This is a genomic window from Erythrobacter sp. JK5 (assembly GCF_018205975.1).
Classification (GTDB): Bacteria; Pseudomonadota; Alphaproteobacteria; order Sphingomonadales; family Sphingomonadaceae; genus Erythrobacter.
On sequence record NZ_CP073577.1, the window covers coordinates 692843 to 712151 of the forward strand.

A 19309-nucleotide genomic window follows, 5' to 3' on the forward strand; every position below is an offset into this window, starting at 1 on the left:
AGCCGCCCCGAATTATGCGCAGGATTTGCGCCAGTTCCAGTGTGGATCAGCTCCAGTTCTGCATTTCCTTTTCGAGGTTCTGCACGATCGCCTCAAAGAACTGCTCGGTGGTCAGCCAGTTCTGGCCCGGACCGATCAGCAGCGCGAGGTCCTTCGTCATCTGGCCGTTTTCAACCGTTTCGATGCAGACCCGTTCGAGCGTTTCGGCGAAACGCACCACGTCGGGAGTGTTGTCGAACTTGCCGCGATACATCAGCCCGCGCGTCCACGCGAAAATCGACGCAATCGGATTGGTCGAAGTCGCCTTGCCCTGCTCGTGCTGGCGATAGTGGCGGGTCACGGTGCCATGCGCGGCTTCGGCTTCGACGGTCTTGCCGTCCGGCGTCATCAGCACCGAGGTCATCAGGCCGAGCGAGCCAAAGCCCTGCGCCACCGTGTCCGACTGGACGTCGCCGTCATAGTTCTTGCACGCCCAGACGAACTTGCCGGACCACTTGAGCGCCGAAGCGACCATGTCGTCGATCAGGCGGTGTTCGTATGTGATGCCGGCTTCTTCGAACTTGTCTTTGAATTCGCTGTCGAAAATCTCCTGGAACAGGTCTTTGAAGCGGCCATCATACTTCTTCATGATGGTGTTCTTGGTCGACAGGTAGACCGGCCATTTGCGGTCGAGCCCGTAGTTCATCGAAGCGCGGGCGAAAGCGCGGATTGAATCGTCGAGATTATACATCGCCATCGCGACGCCGGGGCTTTCAAATTCGAACACGTCAAGATCGATCTTCTCGCCATCCTTTCCTTCGAACACGAGACGGAGCTTGCCTGCCCCCGGGATCAGCGTGTCGGTGGCGCGATACTGGTCGCCGAAGGCGTGACGGCCGACCACGATCGGATCGGTCCAGCCCGGAACAAGGCGCGGCACGTTGTCGATGACGATCGGTTCGCGGAAGACCACACCGCCCAGGATGTTGCGGATCGTGCCGTTGGGCGAACGCCACATCTTCTTGAGATCGAATTCCTCGACCCGCGCTTCGTCGGGCGTGATGGTGGCGCATTTGACGCCGACACCGTGCTGCTTGATCGCGTTGGCGGCGTCGACGGTGATCTGGTCGTCGGTCTCGTCGCGCTTCTCGATCGACAGGTCGTAATACTTCAGATCGACATCGAGATAGGGGAGGATCAACCGTTCGCGAATCCATTGCCAGATGATCCTGGTCATCTCGTCGCCGTCGAGCTCGACGACCGGGTTCACGACTTTGATTTTTTGCATGGCTTACGCCCCACCTTCCTGGATTGCGAGTGATCGACAGGATGTCTGAATAGATCCCACGCGCGCTTTAGCAGAGGGAGGCGGGCTTGCAAGCGGGCCCGCCAGCCTTTCCAGGGCGCGCAACGAAGCAAAAAGACCCGCCACTTTGGGCGGGTCTCTCATCGGCGTTGACAGCCGGAAAACGATGGTGGGCGTAGGAAGAGTTGAACTTCCGACCCCTGCGATGTCAACACAGTGCTCTACCACTGAGCTATACGCCCGAGCCATCGGTTGTCCGCCCGGATCGCCGGGCGGAGCGGCGCATTAACGCGGCTTGGCCAAAGGTGCAAGCGATTCGCTGAACGCGCTAGAGCGAGGCCTCGCGCTGCTCTTCGAACACCCGTTCCACTTCGAGCACGAGATCGCGCAGGTGGAATGGCTTGGACAGCACCTTGGCATGCGGCTGCTCGCGGCTTGCGCGCAGCGATACCGCGGCGAATCCGGTGATGAACATCACCTTGGTGCGCGGGCTGATTTCCGCACAGCGCTGGGCGAGTTCGATCCCGTCCATTTCCGGCATGACGATATCCGACAGCAGCAGGTCGAAATGCTCCGCTTCGAGCAGAGGAATCGCCTCCGTCCCGCGATCCACGGTGGAAACTTCGTATCCGGCATTGGTTAGCGCGCGCTCGAGATAGGTGCGCATGGCTTCTTCATCCTCGGCGAGGAGGATTCGCGGGGTTGGCGACGTGTTCATGGTGATGCGCATAGCAGGTTGCGCTTAAGAAATCTTTCCCGGTTTCGGGATTGGCCAGCTTTGATACGCCCAACCGGTTCAACCTCAATGCGGAATTGCGCTTTGACACCTCGGTACAAAGCGGGCAGCAATCCGCGTCTATGGCTTCTGTCCCGAACAGCTTCGCATGCACCGTCGCGGCGATGGAAATGGGGATCACTGCGTGACCCGGTCCGTAACAGACATGGTTTCCAGCAAGGGCGGCAAGGTTGCCGGAGACAAGCAAGGTCCCGCGTTTACGCATGTTGCGCCGCGTTCGATGCCGTTGCCGGTCCTGATCGCGGTTCCGCACGCGGGCCGGGTCTATCCCGGTGACACTCTGGCAGACATGCGCGATCCCGATCTGTGCCAGCTGCGGCTTGAGGATCGTCACGCCGACCGGCTCGGGGTCGAAGTTGCAAAGCAAACCGGAACCGGGCTGCTGGTGGCGCATGCGCCGCGCGCGATGCTCGACCTCAACCGGGCGCAGGACGATATCGACTGGGACATGATCGCCGGGTCGCGCAGGCGCGGGCCGAGCCATTCGGCGGCAAACCGCCGTGCGCGCAGCGGGTTGGGGCTGGTCCCGCGTCGGCTACCGGGCTTCGGTGAAATCTGGCGTCAGAAGCTGCCGCAATCCGAACTCGAAGCGCGGATCGAGAACATCCACCGTCCGTATCATGGCTTTCTCGCGCAGGAACTCGAACGGATTCGCGATGCCTGGGGCGCGGCATTGCTGGTCGACCTGCATTCAATGCCCCCGCTACGGGCGCAGGGCGAGCAGTCACGGGCGCCACAGATCGTGATCGGTGATCGGTTCGGGGCATCCTGCCATAGCCGCCTGGTCGCCCGGGCATTTCGCTGCCTCGATGAACACCGCCTCCCGGTCGCGCACAACCGTCCCTATTCGGGCGGGTACGTGCTCGATCGTCACTCCGATCCGCGCCGTGGCCTGCATGCGGTGCAGATCGAAGTCTGCCGCTCCGCCTATCTCGATAATCGGCTGTCCGAACCGGGGGAGGGCCTGCTGCCGCTCGCTGCGCTGCTGTCGGACCTCGTGCGCGAGCTGGGGGTCGAAACCGCGCGATTGGGTGCGGGCGACGATCTCGCTCAGGCGGCGGAATAACTTCTCTCAGAAACTACCTTCAAGCAGCTGGAAAGGTATGAAAAAACCACCTCGCGCTTCGCAGCACGAGGTGGCCAAGGTTCAGGGAGGTCTGCGCATTGGAGCGCAGATGCCGAACGGTTATGAGGGGGGTACCGCCCGGCTCCCTAGAGGTAGGATCGGCGCGGAGCCGCTTCAAGAGCGACCCCCTGCATTTTCATTGTGCGGTGCGCAATTTGCGCGCCGGATCAGTTCGCCGCGGCTCCGTTTCCGGCATCGGCAGGCATATTCGGCACCGGCACCTTGCCCTGCGCCGACTGACGTTCGAACAGCCTGCGCATCAGATTGAGCGAGAACAGGTGCGCATGGATCAGCATGATCATGCCGTTCTTGTTCAGCGTTTCGAGCGTTTCGGCCGAAAGATCGCGCAGTTTCTGCTCGTCGACCATCTGGAACCCGCGATAGACGAACGGCTTGTCCGGCATATCGTTGCGGGTGATGGCGATCTCGCCGTCCATCAGGATATCGAGCTTTTTCAGCTCTTCGAGGAAGGCGCGGGTGCGGTGGCCCGATTCCTCGAACTTCTTGCAGAAGTCGAGCACGCCCTGGGTATATTCCGAAGGCTGGCCGTCTTCGCCGAACAGATCCTGGCCTTCGTCCTGCTTCTTCACCACGCCCGCGCTCGGATCGAAGCACAGCGACATGTCTTCGGTGTCGGGCTGCAGCTTGGCGAGGATGAACGGATAGCGGCGGATATAGGCCGGGACATACACGTCTGCGACAAGCTTGCCGTCGTCGCCGATGAAGGTGTTCACCCCTTCGTTGAGACCCATCAGCGCGATCGGCAGCGGATTCTCGCCCGCGGTGAAAACGATCGGATAGTTGCGCTGGGCGTCGACGAATTCATCCACGGTCAACGGGATCGCGTGGCTTTCGGCGACGAAGGAAGCGCTGTCGAAAGCGCCGACCTTCCAGTCGCCGTGGTCGCGGCTGTTGAGTGGCAGAAGGTCCTTGTAGAACAGCGGAAGTTGCGGCTGCGGCGCGCTGGCCATGAAGTGTCTCCGAAATAGTGATTTCTGAAATGGATTGCGGCATGCTGCGAATGGAAGCGTCCCTCCCGCAGGCCGAACGCGCCGCGCTTTAGGCGTTCGCGCAGCGCGGCGCAAGCTTACCGGCTCAGGGCACCAGTTTGCCGGGATTGAGCAGGCCGTGTGGATCGAGCGCATGCTTGACCGCGCGCATGATCGAAAGCGCAACCGGATCGCCGAGCCGGGCGAGTTCACCGACTTTGGACTGGCCGATCCCGTGCTCGGCGCTGATCGATCCGCCCCATTCGGTGACCAGATCGTACACCCTCGCGCTGATCGCCACCCCTTCGCGTTCTTCCCACTCGCCCGGCGTCGCTCCTGCGGGCGCGATGATGTGAAAATGCACGTTGCCATCACCGAGATGACCGAAGGCGACGCCGCGCGTCCCGGGAAACTCGCGTTCGATCAGGGGGATCGCTGCGAGAATGAATTCGGGCATCTTCTCCACGGGCACCGAGATGTCGTGCTGCATCGCCGGGCCGAGCGCGCGTTCGGCGCCCGAGATCGCATCGCGCAGCAGCCAGAAATCCTCCGATTGGCGGTCGTTGGCGGCGATCGCCGCGTCCTCGAGCAAATCCGCTTCCATCGCCTCGGCAAGCGCGGTTTCGAGCCGTTCCGACAGATCCTGTTCGTCAGGACTGACGCATTCGATCAGGGCGTTCCAAGTGTGCCTCTGGCTCAAGGGAGCGCGCGCATCCGGGAGGTGGGCCAGCACGCTGTCGAGGCAGTGATCGGGCACAACTTCGAACCCTTCGAGCGCGTCGCCCATGATCCGCTGCATGTGGCGCAGCAGCGTGCGCGCCTCGACGATGCCCGCAAGCCCGGCCCATGCGGTCGCCCGCGCGCGTACTGCGGGCAGCAAGCGGACGGTGACGGCGGTCACGATCCCAAGCGTCCCCTCGGACCCGATCAGCAATTGCTTGAGGTCGAAGCCGCGATTGTCCTTCTTGAGCGCGGTCAGACCGTTGAAAATCTGTCCATCAGCCAGCACCGCCTCGATCCCGAGCACCTGCGCGCGCATCGTCCCGTGCCGCAGCACCTGGGTGCCGCCTGCGTTTGTGGACACCAGCCCGCCGATGGTCGCCGAGCCCTTGCCGCCGAGCGTCAGCGGAAACCGCATGTCTTCGCCCGCTGCGGCCTCGTGCAGCGATTGCAGGATGACGCCCGCCTCGCACACGGCCTGCCCGGCCTCGGGATCGAGCGACCGGATGCGGTTCATCCGGCGCAGCGAGAGCAGGATTGCCGCGCCGCTCTTGTCGGGCGTCGCCCCGCCGACCATCCCGCTGTTGCCGCCCTGCGGCACGATCGGGATCCGGTGTTCGGCGCAGAGTTTGGCGAGTGCGGCGACTTCGGCGGTCGAACCGGGAGAGGCGAGCGCCAGCGCCATGCCGGTGTAGCGCCCGCGCCAGTCGGTAAGCCACGGTTCGATCAGGTCGGCATCGCGGCTGAAACCCTTGGGACCGAGCAGTGCGCTGGCGGCTGCGACGAAAACCTCGCTGCGGGTGGCTGTCATCTCCATTGTTGCGGCTATGCCACAGGTCGCGACGAATGCGCCAGCGCTTTGCGCGCCGTCCGGGCCGGGGTTAAGCCGCCGTTCAATCGCTCGCGCTAGTGCTGCAGGTCTCGCGCGCTGGGGTGGACGCGTTCGAGACCATGCGAACCGAGGAGGGCTCCCGGGCATCAATGCCGAGCTTGTATGCCATTGCAGCGCCATTTGCGCTGATCCTGCCGCTGATCGGACAGAGCGCGGCGGTACCCGTCGCGTTGGCGGGAGGCGAGCTTTCGCCCGTGGGCGAGCAGGATTCCCCCGAGCAGCCATCTCCTTCGATCCAGCAGGACCGTATCACCCCTGTCGCCGGGGTGGCCAATCCGCTCAACGCGCTGCGCGACAGCCAGATCGTGCGGCAGGTGCGGATCGAGCAGCGGGTGATCGTGCGGATCTCCCCGGCCCGCGGCGAGAACCGCAACAATCTGCTCGCCTCGCTCCCCCAGCAATCGATCACGACCAAATTCGAAGAGCGCAAGATGGAAAAATGCGTGCCGGTATCGGGCATTGCGGGGGTCCAGACCGGCAGCGGCAACCGCCTGTTGCTGTTTCTGCGCGATCGGCGGATCGTCACCGCAAATCTCGAAAAGTCGTGCCGCGCGCGCGATTTCTACTCGGGCTTCTATGTCGAGAAGAACAAGGACGGGAAACTCTGCGTCGATCGCGACAAGCTGCAATCGCGCACCGGTGCCAAGTGCGAAGTCGAACGCATGCGGCAATTGGTCGCGGTCAAGGAATAGCGGCGGCCTTCGCAACCGCGATCGACCGTAAGCCGGATTCCTTGACTTTCGCCACGATTTGGGACTAGTCGCTCGGCCGATCGCGGCACATTTCGCGATCGCTAGATTCTGGCACGCTTCGGCTGCCCGCTACCCGGAAAACACGCACCCCATGAATTTCGCCGATCTCGGCCTCTCACCCGAATTGCTCAAAGCCGTCGATGATGCCGGCTATACCGAACCGACGCCGATCCAGGCCGAGGCGATCCCGGCCGTCCTGATGATGAAGGACCTGATCGGCATCGCCCAGACCGGCACCGGCAAGACCGCCAGCTTCGTGCTGCCGATGATCGACGTGATGGCGGCCGGTCGCCGCCGCGCGCTGATGCCGCGTTCGCTGATCCTCGAACCGACCCGCGAGCTTGCCGCGCAGGTTGCCGAGAATTTCGAGAAATACGGCCAGAACCACGACCTCAAGATGGCGCTGCTGATCGGGGGCGTGCAGATGGGCGACCAGATCAAGGCGCTGAACGAAGGCGTCGACGTATTGATTGCGACGCCGGGCCGGATGATGGACCTGTTCGAACGTGGCAAGATCCTGCTTTCGGGCTGTGAACTGCTGGTGATCGACGAGGCCGACCGGATGCTCGACATGGGGTTCATCCCCGATATCGAATTCATCTGTTCGAAGCTGCCCGAAACCCGCCAAACGATGCTTTTCTCGGCCACGATGCCGCCGCCGATCGAGAAGCTGGCGAAGAAGTTCCTCAACAATCCCAAGCGGATCGAGGTCAGCCGCCGCGCCTCGACCAACGAGAACATTACCGCTTTCAAGATTCCGGTGAAGAGCCGGCAGAAGCGCGAAACGCTAGAATGGCTGCTCGCCAACGATCAGGTCGAAACCGCTATCATCTTCGCCAATCGCAAGACGACAGTGCGCGATCTCAACAAGCACCTGCAGAAGCGTGGCTTTGCCAGCGGCGAAATCCACGGGGACATGGACCAGTCGAGCCGGATCCAGGAGCTCGACCGATTCAAGGCGGGCGACGTGAACATCCTCGTCGCGTCCGACGTCGCGGCGCGCGGGCTCGACATCAAGGGCGTTTCCCACGTCTTCAACTTCGACACGCCGTGGCACCCGGACGATTATGTTCACCGGGTCGGACGGACGGGGCGGGCTGGGGCCAAGGGTCGCGCCTTTACCCTCGTTTCCGACGAGGACGCCGAAGCAATCTCCAATGTCGAGAAACTCACCGGCGCCAAGATCAAGGTGTTCGGCAAGGACGACGTGCGGGTCGAACTGGCGCATGCGGGACAACAGGCCGCCGACGCTCCCAAGGATCGCGACGAAGCGAAGCCCCGGCGCTCTCGCGAACGCAAGCGGGACGACAGCGACGATGCACCGAAGAAGCCGCGCCGCGAGCGCGCCGCACGCGAGGACAAGCCGGAACGCAAGCCCAGAGCGCGCCGCCGCGACGAAGACGACGAACCAGTCGCGCCGGGCGAATGGAACGGACCCAAGCCGGGGTTCCTGGACGTGGGGCTGGGGTAGGTTTTTGCCGGTGCTGCAATCCTGGTCGGCGATCAGACCAGCGATCGACGCCAATTAGGCCACAATCGAGATCCCGATCGCGATTCGCGCGGGACAATTCTCGCGCCGCCGGAATTCGACTTTGCCTGCTGTTCCCTTGGCGCTTCCTTCTGTCCATCCGGAAGCCCAAGACCAAAGATCAAATCTCAGAGCCTTCTCAGCGTGGATGGCTTGAAGCGAGCTATTCGATCCGGATCGAGGTCTTCCAGAAAAATCATGATCACCCCACCACCTTCACGAAGCTGTCGATCACGCGTTTCTCGCCGGCATCTTCGAACTCGATGGTGAGCTTGTTCCCCTCCTGATCGATCACGCATCCGGTGCCGAACTTGTCGTGGTGCACCATTGCGCCGATGGCGATGTCGCTACGGGGCTGGGCGGCGAAGCTGGCGGCCGAGCGGCCCGGTTCGGCCACGCGCTGCTGGCGCGGTTCGTATCCGGTCGCGATCGCGCGCTGCCAACCGGGGCCGCGCGCCTGCGCACGATCCGGACGGTCGCGGGCGACATGCGCGAACGGGTCCTCGTTCTCGCTCCAGTTGGCGCGCCACAGAGAGGCGCCACCGGTCAGCGTCGTCTCCTGTTCGATATGCTCCTCGGGCAGTTCCTCGATGAAGCGCGAAGGGATCGAGCTGATCCACTGGCCGTAGATGCGCCGGTTGGCGGCGTGCAGGATGATGCAGCGTCGTCGTGCGCGCGTGATCGCGACATAGGCGAGGCGGCGTTCCTCTTCGAGGCTGGCAAGCCCGCCTTCGTCGATCGCGCGCTGGCTGGGGAACACGCCTTCCTCCCATCCGACGCAGAACACGTGGTCGAACTCGAGTCCCTTGGCGGCGTGGATCGTCATGATCGTGACGGTTTCCTCCTCGTCCCCGCGATCGTTGTCCATCACCAGCGCGACATGTTCGAGGAAATCGCCGAGCGTCTCGTATTCCTCCATCGCGCGCGCGAGTTCGGAGAGGTTCTCGGCGCGGCCGGCGCTTTCGGCCGAGCGGTCGTTCGCCAGCATGTCGTTGTAGCCGGTTTCCTCGAGCACCAGCCGAAGCAGGTCCGACGGTGTCATCGCTTCCGCTGCCTCGCGCCAGGCGAGGAACTGCCGCATCAGCCCGCCGATCGTGTTTGCCGCGCGCTTGGGCAATTCGTCGCTGTCGGCCAGTTCGAGTGAGGCAGCAGCCAGTGGCAACCCGGTGCGCCGCGCATGCTGGTGCATCTTCTCGAGCGTTTTCGCACCAAGCCCGCGCTTGGGCTGGTTGTAGATCCGCTCGAACGCGAGATCGTCCTGCGGCTGCGCGATCACCCGCAGATAGGCGAGCGCATCGCGGATCTCGGCGCGTTCGTAGAACCGGAAGCCGCCGATGATCCGGTAGTTGACGCCGATCTGGATGAAACGGTCTTCGAACTCGCGGGTCTGATATTGCGCGCGGACGAGGATCGCGACCTGATCGAGCGGGGCGCCTTCGCCTTCTAGCCGTTCGATCTCTTCACCGACCCGGCGCGCTTCCTCGGGCGCGTCCCAGACACCGATTACGCGGACCTTGTCGCCGCCATTGGCTTCGGTCCACAGTGTCTTTTCGTGGCGTTCGCTGTTCGCCCGGATCAGGCCCGACGCCGCGCCGAGGATATGCGGGGTCGAGCGGTAGTTTTGCTCCAGCTTGACGACATGCGCACCGGGGAAATCCTTCTCGAACCGCAGGATGTTTGCAACTTCGGCACCGCGCCACGAATAGATCGACTGGTCGTCGTCCCCCACGACGCAGATGTTCTTGTGCTCCTGCGCGAGCAGGCGCAGCCACAAATACTGGACTGCGTTGGTATCCTGGTACTCGTCGACGAGGATATACTTGAAGCGCTTCTGATAGTCCGCGAGCACATCGTGATGTTTGCGGAAGATGTTGAGCATATGCAGCATCAGATCGCCGAAATCACAGGCGTTCAGCGCCTTCAAGCGCTCCTGATACAACCGGTACATCGCCTGTCCGCGTCCGTTGGCATAGCTTTCGTTGTCCACCGCATCGAGATCGTCGGGATTGAGCCCGCGATTCTTCCAGCGGTCGATCAGCCCGGCGAGCTGGCGCGCGGGCCAGCGTTTCTCGTCGAGATCGCTGTCCGTAATGAGCTGCTTGAGAAGCCGAAGCTGATCGTCGGTGTCGATGATCGTGTAGTTCGATTCGAGCCCGACCAGCTCGGCGTGGCGGCGCAGCATCTTGGCGCAGATCGAGTGGAACGTGCCGAGCCACGGCATGCCTTCGACCGCCTGCCCCAGATGCTCCGCGACCCGCCCGCGCATTTCGCGTGCGGCCTTGTTGGTGAAGGTGACACACAGGATCTGGCTCGGCCATGCACGGCGGGTCGCGACGAGGTGCGCAAGGCGCGATGTCAGCGCGGCGGTCTTGCCCGTGCCCGCGCCGGCCAGCATCAGCACCGGCCCCTCGGTCGTCAGTACCGCCTCGCGCTGGGGCGGGTTCAGGCGCGCCGCATAGGGCGGGGGGCACCGGGATCGTGCGGGGTGGGCAGCGGGTTACTCATGGCAATCTGGTGAACAAGTAGAGAACGAACCATCGTTCGGCAAGTCGTGTCGGCCGAATTCCAGATGCCCGTTCCCCAGCCCTTTCGGCTCATTTTTTTTCGTGCGAATCCAATCTCGACCGGTAGGCGAAGTCGCCTTGACGCGGTTTCGCCACGCATCTCGCCACGACGTGCATCGCGTGGGGCGCGAGGCCCGCCCAAGGCTGGGCGCGGGCCGGACTCGCAGGCATAAGGGTCGCGTGCGGACGGAGGGGATCCATGCCGCCGGACAGGTCGCGTTCGGCCACGCTTGGGACCATTCATACGGAGAATCCCATGCGTAAGACTACAATGTACCTGATCGGAGCTTCCCTCGCCGCATCCGCGGCGCTGGCCCCGACCACCCTTTCCGCCCAGGACGATTTGCCCGGCGAGGAGGTCTCGCTGACCGCCGAGCAGCAGGCGGAATACGACGGCTGGCCGCCCGACATGCAGTCCGCCTACATGACGTGGCCCAATGAAACCAAAGGCTATTACTGGTCGCTGACCCCCGAACGGCAGGGGCTGTTCTGGCGCCTCAGCGATGACGACAAGCTCGCCCTGACGGCGATGACCGGTCCGGAGCGCGACACCGCCTGGCAGAATATCGAAGCACGAGCGAGCGGTGGAAGTGCCGAACCGCCGACCGAGGAACCTGCTGCGCCCGAAGACCAGTAAGCCCGCGCCCTCCGCGCGTTGGTGGTCGCGCGCGGATCAACCGGGTGGAGTGTCCGGATCGGTACGGTCGGGTTCCAAGCGCAACAGCGTGAGCTTGCCTTTGCCGATCCGGCGCTCAACCTCGGTTTCCAGACCCTGCACCGTGACCGTCTCCGTCGCAGCGGTCTCTACCGCGATCCACGTTGCCGGACCGATCCAGCCCAGCCGTAACAAACGGTCGAGCGCAACGGCGCCCGCGCCGGTGCGATAGGGCGGGTCGATCAACAGCACATCGTATGGTTCGCTCGCAGCGCGCAGGTGAAGGACCGAGCCGGCTTCGATTGTGGTCTTCTCGCGCGCGTCGAACGCGGCGATGTTGCTGCGTATCGCATCGAGCGCCGCGCGATCCTGTTCCACGAACAGGCAATGTGCCGCGCCGCGCGACAGGGCTTCGAGGCCGAGCGCGCCCGAACCGGCAAACAGATCTGCAACCCGCAATCCGTCAAAATCGCCGAGGCGGCTGGTCAGCATCGAAAAAAGCGTCTCGCGCGTCCGGTCCGCTGTGGGCCGCGTCGCGTCGCCCTTGGGCGCAACCAGCTTTCGCCCGCGCCATTCGCCCGCGATGATCCTCATTTCTCTCGCTTCTTGAGCGTGCTCAGGAATCGCCCGAGGTCCTGCTTGCGGATCGCCGCTGCCTGGCCACGCGGCAAATCGCCCAGCTGGAAGGGGCCGTAGGCGGTGCGGATCAGGCGGTTCACCTTCAGTCCCAGATATTCGAGCACGCGGCGCACCTCGCGGTTCTTGCCTTCGGTGATGGTCATCTCGATCCAGTTGTTCTTGCCCGAACTGCCATGTTCGAGATTTGCGTCGATCGAACCGTAGCGAATGCCATCGATCTCGACGCCTTCCGCCAGCGCTTCGAGCTGGGCCTGCGACACGTCGCCGAAGGCGCGCGCGCGATAGGTTCGCGGGATCCCCGTAGCGGGAAGCTCCATCTGGCGCTTGAGCCCGCCATCGTTGGTGAGCAGCAACAATCCTTCGGTGTTGAGATCGAGCCTGCCGATCGGCATCAGGCGCGGCGTCCCCTTCGGCAGGGCATTGACCAGCGCCGAATAGATCGTCGCGCGCCCCGCAGGATCGCGCTCGGCGGTGATGAGGCCAGTTGGCTTGTGAAACGCGAACAACTGCGACGATTCGGGTTCAGCGACCGGTTTGCCATCGACGCTCACGCCCTTGAGGCTGGTGAGGAAGGTCGCGGGCGTGGTCACCGGCTTGCCATCGATCGTGATGCGCCCGGCGTCGATCATCCGTTCGATCTCGCGCCGACTGGCGATGCCCGCGCGGGCGAGCAACTTGGCGATGCGATCGCCTTCGGGGCGATCTTCGGATTGGTTGGGGTTGGTCGGCATGGAGCGCGCCTAGGCGCTCAGTTCACCTCCCGCAAGGCGTCCTGCACGATCGCGTCGAACCGCGCGATCCCGCTTTCGAGCGTGCCGAGCGTCAGTTCGCGGATCACGCCCGATTCGAGGCCCTGCTGGCCGAGTTCGGCGGCGCGGAAATCCTCGCTCGCGAACACCCCGCCATCGAGTAGTTGCCAGCTGCGTTCCCAGTGATCGCGCGCCTTGTCGGAGGTCGGCTCTTCGGGGATCAGCATGAAATCCTCGACCAGCGTCAGGTTGTGAGCCTGCGGCATCAGCACCATGACGTTGACGTAATCGGGGCTGGGCACGATCACCGTGCCCGGCAGCAGCTGGTAGGCGAAGGTCACGACCTTGCGCATCTCGGCCATGTCGGTGAGATCGACGCGTTCCATTTCTTCCAGCCGCCCGACTGCCGAGCGCATGTGTGGCCCGATCTCGTCGCCGGCGGTCACCCCGTCCTTGAAAAACGGCCCGATCGTGTTCGCGTGGAGCCGGGTGACATGATAGCTTTCGAGAAAGGCGTCCATGATCAGCTTCCAGTTGCCCGCGACCGTGTGGGTCTTGCGGCGGAAGAGCCAGGCGCTGTCCATCCCGAAGGCGTGGAAATCCTCGCCGAGCCGCTTGGCATCGGCGAAGTCGGCACCCTCTTGTGGGGCGAACCAGATCAGCCCGCCCGCCTCGCAGCTTGGCAGCTCGACAAGACCGTGTTCCGCCTTGTCCATGCCTGGAAAGGTTTCCGGGCGAGGCAGCGCAAGCAGCTTGCCGTCGAGCTTGTACGTCCAGGCGTGGTAGGGGCACACCAGCCGCTTCGCGCATTGCACCTCGCCGCCTTCGACCAGGCGCGTGCCGCGGTGGCGGCAGACATTGAGGAACACATGCGCCTTGCCTTCGGCGTCGCGGGTGATCAGCAGCGGGCGTCCAGTATTATCGTGCGGCACCGCCATGCCGGGCTCGGGCAGCAGCGCGCTTGGCACCAGCACTTGCGGCAACCGGTCGAACAGCGCCGATTTCTCGCGTTCGAAATGCGCGGGGTCGGTATAGCGGCTGGCGGGGACCGTGCCGATCGTATCGCTTGTGCGCGGCTTGCCCTGCCTGATCGCGTCGGCAAGTGCCAGCTGGGCCCGTGTCGGGCGCAGGGCAGGCGTATCTGTTGTGGACGCATTCATCGCGGCGTTCCTATTCCTCTCATCCGCAGCTAGTGTTGCAGACAATTTCCGATCGCGAAAGGACGACGATCAATGGCTGAAGCTGCCGTGGTTCAAAAACCCAGTGCATGGCGCGCGCTGGGCGTCGCGCTCACCAACCGCAAGACCTTTTTCATGCTGGTGTTCGGGTTTGCCAGCGGCCTGCCGTTCGCGTTGTTCCTGGGCACGCTGTTCGCGTGGTTGACCGAGGCCGAGGTCGATCTCGAAACGATGGGAATCTTCTCGCTGATCGGGCTCGCCTATGCATTCCAGTTCCTGTGGTCGCCGTTGATCGACAAGGCCGATCTGCCGCTGCTGCGCAAACTGGGCAAGCGCAAGCAGTGGATCGTGCCGATGCAGATCGCGCTGGGCGTGATCCTCGTGACGATGAGCGTGCTCGAGCCGCGTACCCAGCTCGGCTGGTTCTCGCTGCTCGCCGGGATCGGTGCCTTCGCCAGCGCGACGCAGGACATCGCGATCAACGCCTGGCGCATCGACGTGGCCGACGACAAGGCGACGATCGACATCCTCTCCACGGTCTACCAGATGGGTTACCGCTTCAGCTCGCTGGTCGGCGGCGCGCTGGGCCTGATCATAGCGGCGCGGATCGGCTGGCCTGAAACCTACATGATGATGGGCGCGATCCTGCTGGGAGCGGGCTTCATCGGGTTGTTCGCCCCGAACGCGGAAGGCGATGCGCTCGCGACCAGCGAAGTCGCCGACGAGCAGGTGCTGGCGCTGCGCAAGGCGGGCGAGCTGAACCCGAACATTCGTGGCCGCGCGCTCGGCCTCGTCGGCCTGCTGTGGGCGATCGCGATAGGCGTGGTGCTGACATTCATGATCATGTCGATGACCTACGCGCCGGAAGACCGCCCCAATCCGACCGAGTTCACCCGCAATTTCGGCCCGTGGATCATCGTTGCGACCATCATCCTCCCCGCGCTCATCGCCGGTTGGCTTTCCGCGCAGAAGCGCGAGGGCAGGCACGTGCTGACCGAGGACGCGCCGCCGGTGAGCGGCGGGGCCTATGCGCTCGACCATCTCTATCGTGCGCTGGTGCTGCCGCTGGTCGAGTTCGTCGGGCGGATGGGCTGGTCGCTGGTGCTGATCCTGGCGGTGGTGCTGACCTATCGCATCTGCGACGCGATCTGGGGTACATTCGCCTACCCGTTCTATCTCGGCGAATTGAAGTACACCAACGATGAGGTTGCCTTCGCCTCGAAGTTCTTCGGGGTCGGGGCGATCATCGCCGGACTGGCGCTGGGCGGGCTGATGCTGACGACGATTGGACGCATGGCGACACTGCTGATCGGCGGTCTGCTCGCGGCGCTCACCAACCTCCTCTATGCCGATCTCGCGGTCGGCGGCGCGAACATGCAGGCGGTGAGCGATGCGGTCGGCTTTACCTGGGCGATAAGCCAGGTGCCGGTGATCGGCAGCGCCGGGCTCGCGAAGCTGACGATTACGATCGCCTTCGAAAACCTCGCGATCGGGATCGCGGGCGCTGCCTATATCGCGTGGCTCAGTTCGATCGTCTCGAAAAAGTTCAGCGCGGTGCAATATGCGCTGCTGTCGTCGCTGACGCTGCTGGTCGGCACCCTCGGTCGCGGCGCGCTGGGCGAGATGATCGAGAACCAGGGCTATTTCGACGTGTTCGTGCTGACGACCTTTATCGGCCTCGCCGCATCGGTGCTGGTCTGCCTTGAATGGTATCGTCAGGTACGGGCCGGCAGCGAAGCCGGCATTATCGCGCCCGAGGCGCAGCCGGCAGAGTGAAGCCTGTCGGCCCCGTGGAGCCGGTTGCGCATTCAGGGCGCCGCGATCTTTGGCAAGCCGCTCTTCCGTATCTTGAAAAGGAGCCGCTCGGCGCGTTCTTCCTCGGCGTCTCGTCCGGTTTTCCTTACGCGATGATCGGAGCGACGCTGACCACGCGGCTGGCGCAGGACGGGATCGACAAGGCCACCGTCACCGCCTTCACGCTGGCGTTCCTGGTCTACAATCTGAAGGTATTCTGGGCGTGGATCGTCGATGGTGTGCGGCTGCCGCTGCTGGGGAGCATGGGGCAGCGGGTGTCGTGGATGATCCTTGCCGGGCTGCTGGTGATCGCCTCGGTGGTCAATCTCGCGCTGGTCGATCCCTCCGAAAGCCTTCTTGCAACTATCGTCGCGGCGGTGCTGGTCGGCGTGGCCGGGGCGACCTTCGATATCGTCATCGACGCCTACCGGATCGAGATCCTGAAGCCGTACCAGCTCGGTACCGGCTCGGGCATGAACCAGTATGGCTGGCGGGTCGGATCGGCCGGCGCGGGGGCCATCGCGCTGGTGGTGGCGGCGCGATACGGCTGGAGCGCGGCGTATCTGTCCTGCGCGGCGCTGGCACTCCCGGCCATGCTGACCGCGCTGATCCTCGGCGAACCGGCTCGGCACAAGGTCGAGAGCATGCAACGCGGCCTGGCGGAGATATGGCACTCGATCGCAGGGCCGTTCGCGGAGTTCTTTTCGCGACACGGCGCATGGCTCGTCCTCGCCTTCATCCTCGTCCACAAGATCGGCGACACGCTTGCGAACCTGACCTTCCGCCTGCTGTTCGACGACCTCGGCTTCAGCAATGACGAGATCGCGATCTACGATGTCGGCGTGGGCTTCTGGGCCTTCATGGTCGGAATCTTTGTCGGCGGGATCATCTATGCGCGGCTGGGGCTCAAGCACTCGGTGCTGATCGCGCTGGTGCTGATGGCAGTCTCCAACCTGGGTTTCGCCGTGCTGGCGGTGGCGGGAAAGACCAATCTCGGCCTCGCTTCCGCGATCGGGTTCGAGAACTTTGCCAGCGGCTATGGCGGCGTGGTGGTGGTCGCCTATTTTTCGGCGCTGTGCGACCTGCGCTTCACCGCCACACATTACGCGATGATCAGCGCGGCGGCGAGTATTGTCGGGCGGGTGCTGACCGGCACCACTGCGGGCGGGCTGATCGAATGGGCCGGCTATGTGAACTTCTACCTGCTGACGACGCTGCTGGCGGTGCCGGGGATCGTGCTGTTCGCTTGGATGATGCGCACCGGGCTGGTGGACGAGGCGCTGGGCTCGGCTGGGAGGGACACGAGCGAGGCCAAATAATCCCCTCCCCGTGGGGAGGGGAGTTAGGTGGGAATCTCATCGTTGAGTCGTAGTGCCTCGCCCGCAAGATAGAGCGAGCCCGCGATCAGGATCGGCCGCCCGTCGCTGGGCAGGTTAAGCAACGCTTCTTCGAGGTCCGACGCAGCGCGTGCATCGGGGCCGAAGGCTTCGGGCGGATGGCAGTCGTGATCGGGCACCGGGACGATAGTCAGGCTGAGCACCTTGTCGCCCAGCGGATCGAGCAGCGCGCGCGGATTTTTGTTCTCGAGCATGCCGACGACGAGGTGGATCGGCTCGTCGAAGAAGGCCGCGATTTGTTCGCCGGCGCTCGGGTTGTGGCCACCGTCCAGCCAGACGGTTTGGTCCGAAGCGAGAGCGGTGAGCGGGCCTTCGGACAAGCTCTGCATGCGAGCGGGCCATTTGGCTTGCCTCGCGCCTAGCGAGACTGCCTTGTGGCCAACCGGCAGTTTGTCCTGCGCCAGCAGCATGGTGATCGCCAGACCCAGGTTTTGCAGTTGATGGTCGCCTACGAGCGCAGGCACCAGCTGAAACATGTCATCCCAATCGCGAACATAATAGGCCCTGCCTTCCTCGATGTGGAAATCGAGGAAACTCTCCTGAAGGACAGCGCCGGTGCGGTCGGCAGCCGCTCGGATCGCAGTCTGCGCCTCTAGAGGGTAGCGATCTCCCAGTGTCACCAGCGGCACGCCCAACTTGGCGATTCCCGCCTTCTCGAACGCGATGCGTGCCATCGGCTCGGTCGGCACGCCGTCCTCCGGCGCGAGCAGGAACCGCTCGTGGTCCAGCCCCAGCGCCGCGATCCCGCAGGCGGCCAGCACCTCCGGCTCCAGCACATTGGTCGCATCGAAGCGTCCTCCCAGGCCGACTTCGACCACACAGGCATCGGCCGGTTCGCGACTGAAGGCGAGGAAGGCGGCGGCGATGGTGACTTCGAAGAAGCTGGGGTGGAGGTCCTCGCCTGCATCGAGCACCTCTTCCAGCAGCGCAGAAAGCGCCCCGTCCGAGATCAATTCACCGGCGATCCGGATTCGCTCGTTGTAGCGCACCAGGTGTGGCGAGGTGGTGACATGGACGCGGTACCCTTGCGCCTCCAGCATTGCCCTCAGGAATGCGCAGACCGAGCCCTTGCCGTTGGTCCCGGCGATGTGAAACACCGGCGGCAGTTTGCGGTGCGGATTGCCGAGGCGGTCCAGCAGCGCGCGGATCGTCTCAAGTCCGAGCCGCCCTTGGGGCACGCTCAAAGCGCTCAGCCGGTCGAGCTGGGCCTGGACGCGTGGGTCGGATGATTTGCCGAAATCCATTAGCCGCGTCTCGTCATTGCGAGGAGCGCAAGGCGACGCGGCAATCCATCTTCAAACGAATCGCCCGAGGGCAATGTCGGATGGTGGATTGCTTCGCCTGCGGCTCGCAATGACGATGTCTCCTTAAGCAGCTATGCGCGGCTGCAGGTAATCCAGCACTCTCGCCAGCGTCGCCTTCAGCTCGCTGCGCGGGACAACCATGTCGACCATGCCGTGCTTGTGCAGGTACTCGGCGCGCTGGAAACCTTCGGGCAACTGCTCGCGGATCGTGTCCTGGATCACCCGCTGGCCCGCAAAGCCGATCAGCGCGCCCGGCTCGGCAATGTGCACGTCGCCCAGCATGGCATAGCTCGCGGTGACGCCGCCGGTGGTCGGGTCTGTCAGCACGACGATATAGGGCAGGCCCGCGGCCTTGAGCCGCCGCGTCATCACGGTTGCGCGCGGCATCTGCATCAGGCTCAGAATGCCCTCCTGCATCCGCGCGCCGCCTGCCGCCGTCACCACGACATAGGCGCATTTGCGCTCCAAAGCGCGCTCGGCCCCGTTGCAGAACGCCTGGCCGACCGCCATGCCCATCGATCCGCCCATGAAGTGGAAATCCTGCACCCCGATTACCGCGGGCGTACCCTCGATCGCACCCGACCCCACGGTGAACGCGTCCTCATGCGGGTTGGCCGCGCGCGCCGCCTTGAGCCGGTCGATGTACTTCTTGCTGTCCTTGAACTTGAGCGGGTCTTCCTCGACCTTGGGCTGCGGCAGCAGCTCGAACCCGGGATCTAGCAGCAGTTCCAGCCGCCGGTCCGCCCCAATCCGCCCGTGATGCTCGCAGCGCGGGCAGACGTTGAGGTTGTCCTCGTATTCCTGGACGAACAGCATCTCCTGGCATGAGCTGCACTTGATCCAGAGATCTTTCTCGGTGCTCTTCCTTTCCGAGCCGAAGCCCAGCGAAGTGCGGACGCGGGTGAACCAGTTCATGCTTCAGTACCTAATCCCAAAAGATC

The 19309-nt window shown here is 64.0% G+C and carries 16 protein-coding genes and 1 tRNA gene; 6 read left to right on the top strand and 11 right to left on the bottom strand.

The features are described from left to right. Positions 1-46 precede the first annotated feature (46 nt). The 3 genes from KDC96_RS03355 to cpdR all read right to left on the bottom strand — a co-directional run bounded on the left by KDC96_RS03355 (position 47) and on the right by cpdR (position 2003). A complete protein-coding gene (locus tag KDC96_RS03355; RefSeq protein ID WP_212450693.1) occupies positions 47-1267 on the bottom strand; it encodes an NADP-dependent isocitrate dehydrogenase in 1221 nt (406 codons plus the stop codon). 185 nt (positions 1268-1452) lie between these two features. Next, positions 1453-1527, bottom strand: a tRNA-Val gene (locus KDC96_RS03360). An 86-nt stretch (positions 1528-1613) separates the two neighbouring features. Then, complete coding sequence (gene cpdR / locus KDC96_RS03365) at positions 1614-2003, bottom strand: cell cycle two-component system response regulator CpdR (RefSeq protein WP_212450695.1); 390 nt, start codon at positions 2001-2003, stop codon at positions 1614-1616. A gap of 202 nt (positions 2004-2205) precedes the next feature. Here cpdR and KDC96_RS03370 point away from each other — a divergent pair, with 202 nt between their 5' ends. Further along, entirely contained in the window at positions 2206-3147 is a 942-nt protein-coding gene (locus KDC96_RS03370) for an N-formylglutamate amidohydrolase (protein WP_249171901.1), read from the top strand. Positions 3148-3374: 227 nt separating this feature from the next. Here the strand turns inward: KDC96_RS03370 and KDC96_RS03375 are convergent, their stop codons facing one another. Both KDC96_RS03375 and KDC96_RS03380 read right to left on the bottom strand, forming a co-directional pair. Next, a complete protein-coding gene (locus tag KDC96_RS03375; RefSeq protein WP_212450697.1) occupies positions 3375-4178 on the bottom strand; it encodes a SapC family protein in 804 nt (267 codons plus the stop codon). Between the two features lie 124 nt (positions 4179-4302). Beyond that, a complete protein-coding gene (locus KDC96_RS03380; protein WP_249171902.1) occupies positions 4303-5733 on the bottom strand; it encodes an FAD-binding oxidoreductase in 1431 nt (476 codons plus the stop codon). Positions 5734-5897: 164 nt separating this feature from the next. Between KDC96_RS03380 and KDC96_RS03385 the strand changes: the two genes are divergently transcribed. Together KDC96_RS03385 and KDC96_RS03390 are read left to right on the top strand one after the other, a co-directional pair. Next, complete coding sequence (locus KDC96_RS03385) at positions 5898-6500, top strand: hypothetical protein (protein ID WP_212450699.1); 603 nt, start codon at positions 5898-5900, stop codon at positions 6498-6500. Between the two features lie 151 nt (positions 6501-6651). Beyond that, on the top strand, positions 6652-8031 hold the full coding sequence (locus KDC96_RS03390; RefSeq protein WP_212450701.1) for a DEAD/DEAH box helicase: 1380 nt from the start codon (positions 6652-6654) through the stop codon (positions 8029-8031). 259 nt (positions 8032-8290) lie between these two features. On the opposite strand, the gene KDC96_RS03395 is transcribed toward KDC96_RS03390, so the two are convergent. After that, complete coding sequence (locus KDC96_RS03395) at positions 8291-10483, bottom strand: UvrD-helicase domain-containing protein (RefSeq protein WP_249171989.1); 2193 nt, start codon at positions 10481-10483, stop codon at positions 8291-8293. Positions 10484-10908: 425 nt separating this feature from the next. Between KDC96_RS03395 and KDC96_RS03400 the strand changes: the two genes are divergently transcribed. After that, positions 10909-11289, top strand: a complete 381-nt coding sequence (locus tag KDC96_RS03400; protein WP_212450703.1) for a hypothetical protein — start codon at positions 10909-10911, stop codon at positions 11287-11289. A gap of 36 nt (positions 11290-11325) precedes the next feature. Here the strand turns inward: KDC96_RS03400 and rsmD are convergent, their stop codons facing one another. The 3 genes from rsmD to KDC96_RS03415 are packed head-to-tail and all read right to left on the bottom strand — an operon-like array spanning position 11326 to position 13855. Beyond that, the gene (rsmD, locus tag KDC96_RS03405) at positions 11326-11901 is read right to left on the bottom strand and encodes a 16S rRNA (guanine(966)-N(2))-methyltransferase RsmD (protein WP_212450705.1); all 576 of its coding nucleotides are present in this window, start codon (positions 11899-11901) and stop codon (positions 11326-11328) included. After that, entirely contained in the window at positions 11898-12677 is a 780-nt protein-coding gene (locus tag KDC96_RS03410; RefSeq protein WP_212450706.1) for a pseudouridine synthase, read from the bottom strand. Before KDC96_RS03410 ends, rsmD begins: the two co-directional genes overlap by 4 nt. A 17-nt stretch (positions 12678-12694) precedes the next feature. Then, a complete protein-coding gene (locus KDC96_RS03415; protein WP_212450707.1) occupies positions 12695-13855 on the bottom strand; it encodes an aromatic ring-hydroxylating dioxygenase subunit alpha in 1161 nt (386 codons plus the stop codon). A gap of 72 nt (positions 13856-13927) precedes the next feature. Between KDC96_RS03415 and KDC96_RS03420 the strand changes: the two genes are divergently transcribed. Then, on the top strand, positions 13928-15649 hold the full coding sequence (locus tag KDC96_RS03420; protein WP_212450708.1) for an MFS transporter: 1722 nt from the start codon (positions 13928-13930) through the stop codon (positions 15647-15649). After that, a complete protein-coding gene (locus tag KDC96_RS03425) occupies positions 15646-16986 on the top strand; it encodes an MFS transporter (RefSeq protein ID WP_371815523.1) in 1341 nt (446 codons plus the stop codon). The genes KDC96_RS03420 and KDC96_RS03425 overlap by 4 nt, the downstream gene beginning before the upstream one ends. Before the next feature lie 23 nt (positions 16987-17009). Here KDC96_RS03425 and KDC96_RS03430 read toward each other — a convergent pair whose 3' ends face one another. Further along, positions 17010-18308, bottom strand: a complete 1299-nt coding sequence (locus KDC96_RS03430) for a folylpolyglutamate synthase/dihydrofolate synthase family protein (protein WP_212450710.1) — start codon at positions 18306-18308, stop codon at positions 17010-17012. A gap of 123 nt (positions 18309-18431) precedes the next feature. After that, the gene (gene accD / locus KDC96_RS03435; protein WP_212450711.1) at positions 18432-19283 is read right to left on the bottom strand and encodes an acetyl-CoA carboxylase, carboxyltransferase subunit beta; all 852 of its coding nucleotides are present in this window, start codon (positions 19281-19283) and stop codon (positions 18432-18434) included. Positions 19284-19309 lie beyond the last annotated feature (26 nt).

What these genes read in the sequence shown, in the direction of transcription:
- KDC96_RS03355 (WP_212450693.1), bottom strand. Translation starts at nt 1,267, where the DNA reads ATGCAAAAAATCAAAGTCGTGAACCCGGTCGTCGAGCTCGACGGCGAC.
- cpdR (WP_212450695.1), bottom strand. Translation starts at nt 2,003, where the DNA reads ATGAACACGTCGCCAACCCCGCGAATCCTCCTCGCCGAGGATGAAGAA.
- KDC96_RS03375 (WP_212450697.1), bottom strand. Translation starts at nt 4,178, where the DNA reads ATGGCCAGCGCGCCGCAGCCGCAACTTCCGCTGTTCTACAAGGACCTT.
- KDC96_RS03380 (WP_249171902.1), bottom strand. Translation starts at nt 5,733, where the DNA reads ATGGAGATGACAGCCACCCGCAGCGAGGTTTTCGTCGCAGCCGCCAGC.
- KDC96_RS03385 (WP_212450699.1), top strand. Translation starts at nt 5,898, where the DNA reads ATGCCGAGCTTGTATGCCATTGCAGCGCCATTTGCGCTGATCCTGCCG.
- KDC96_RS03390 (WP_212450701.1), top strand. Translation starts at nt 6,652, where the DNA reads ATGAATTTCGCCGATCTCGGCCTCTCACCCGAATTGCTCAAAGCCGTC.
- KDC96_RS03395 (WP_249171989.1), bottom strand. Translation starts at nt 10,483, where the DNA reads ATGCTGGCCGGCGCGGGCACGGGCAAGACCGCCGCGCTGACATCGCGC.
- KDC96_RS03400 (WP_212450703.1), top strand. Translation starts at nt 10,909, where the DNA reads ATGCGTAAGACTACAATGTACCTGATCGGAGCTTCCCTCGCCGCATCC.
- rsmD (WP_212450705.1), bottom strand. Translation starts at nt 11,901, where the DNA reads ATGAGGATCATCGCGGGCGAATGGCGCGGGCGAAAGCTGGTTGCGCCC.
- KDC96_RS03410 (WP_212450706.1), bottom strand. Translation starts at nt 12,677, where the DNA reads ATGCCGACCAACCCCAACCAATCCGAAGATCGCCCCGAAGGCGATCGC.
- KDC96_RS03415 (WP_212450707.1), bottom strand. Translation starts at nt 13,855, where the DNA reads ATGAATGCGTCCACAACAGATACGCCTGCCCTGCGCCCGACACGGGCC.
- KDC96_RS03420 (WP_212450708.1), top strand. Translation starts at nt 13,928, where the DNA reads ATGGCTGAAGCTGCCGTGGTTCAAAAACCCAGTGCATGGCGCGCGCTG.
- KDC96_RS03430 (WP_212450710.1), bottom strand. Translation starts at nt 18,308, where the DNA reads ATGGATTTCGGCAAATCATCCGACCCACGCGTCCAGGCCCAGCTCGAC.
- accD (WP_212450711.1), bottom strand. Translation starts at nt 19,283, where the DNA reads ATGAACTGGTTCACCCGCGTCCGCACTTCGCTGGGCTTCGGCTCGGAA.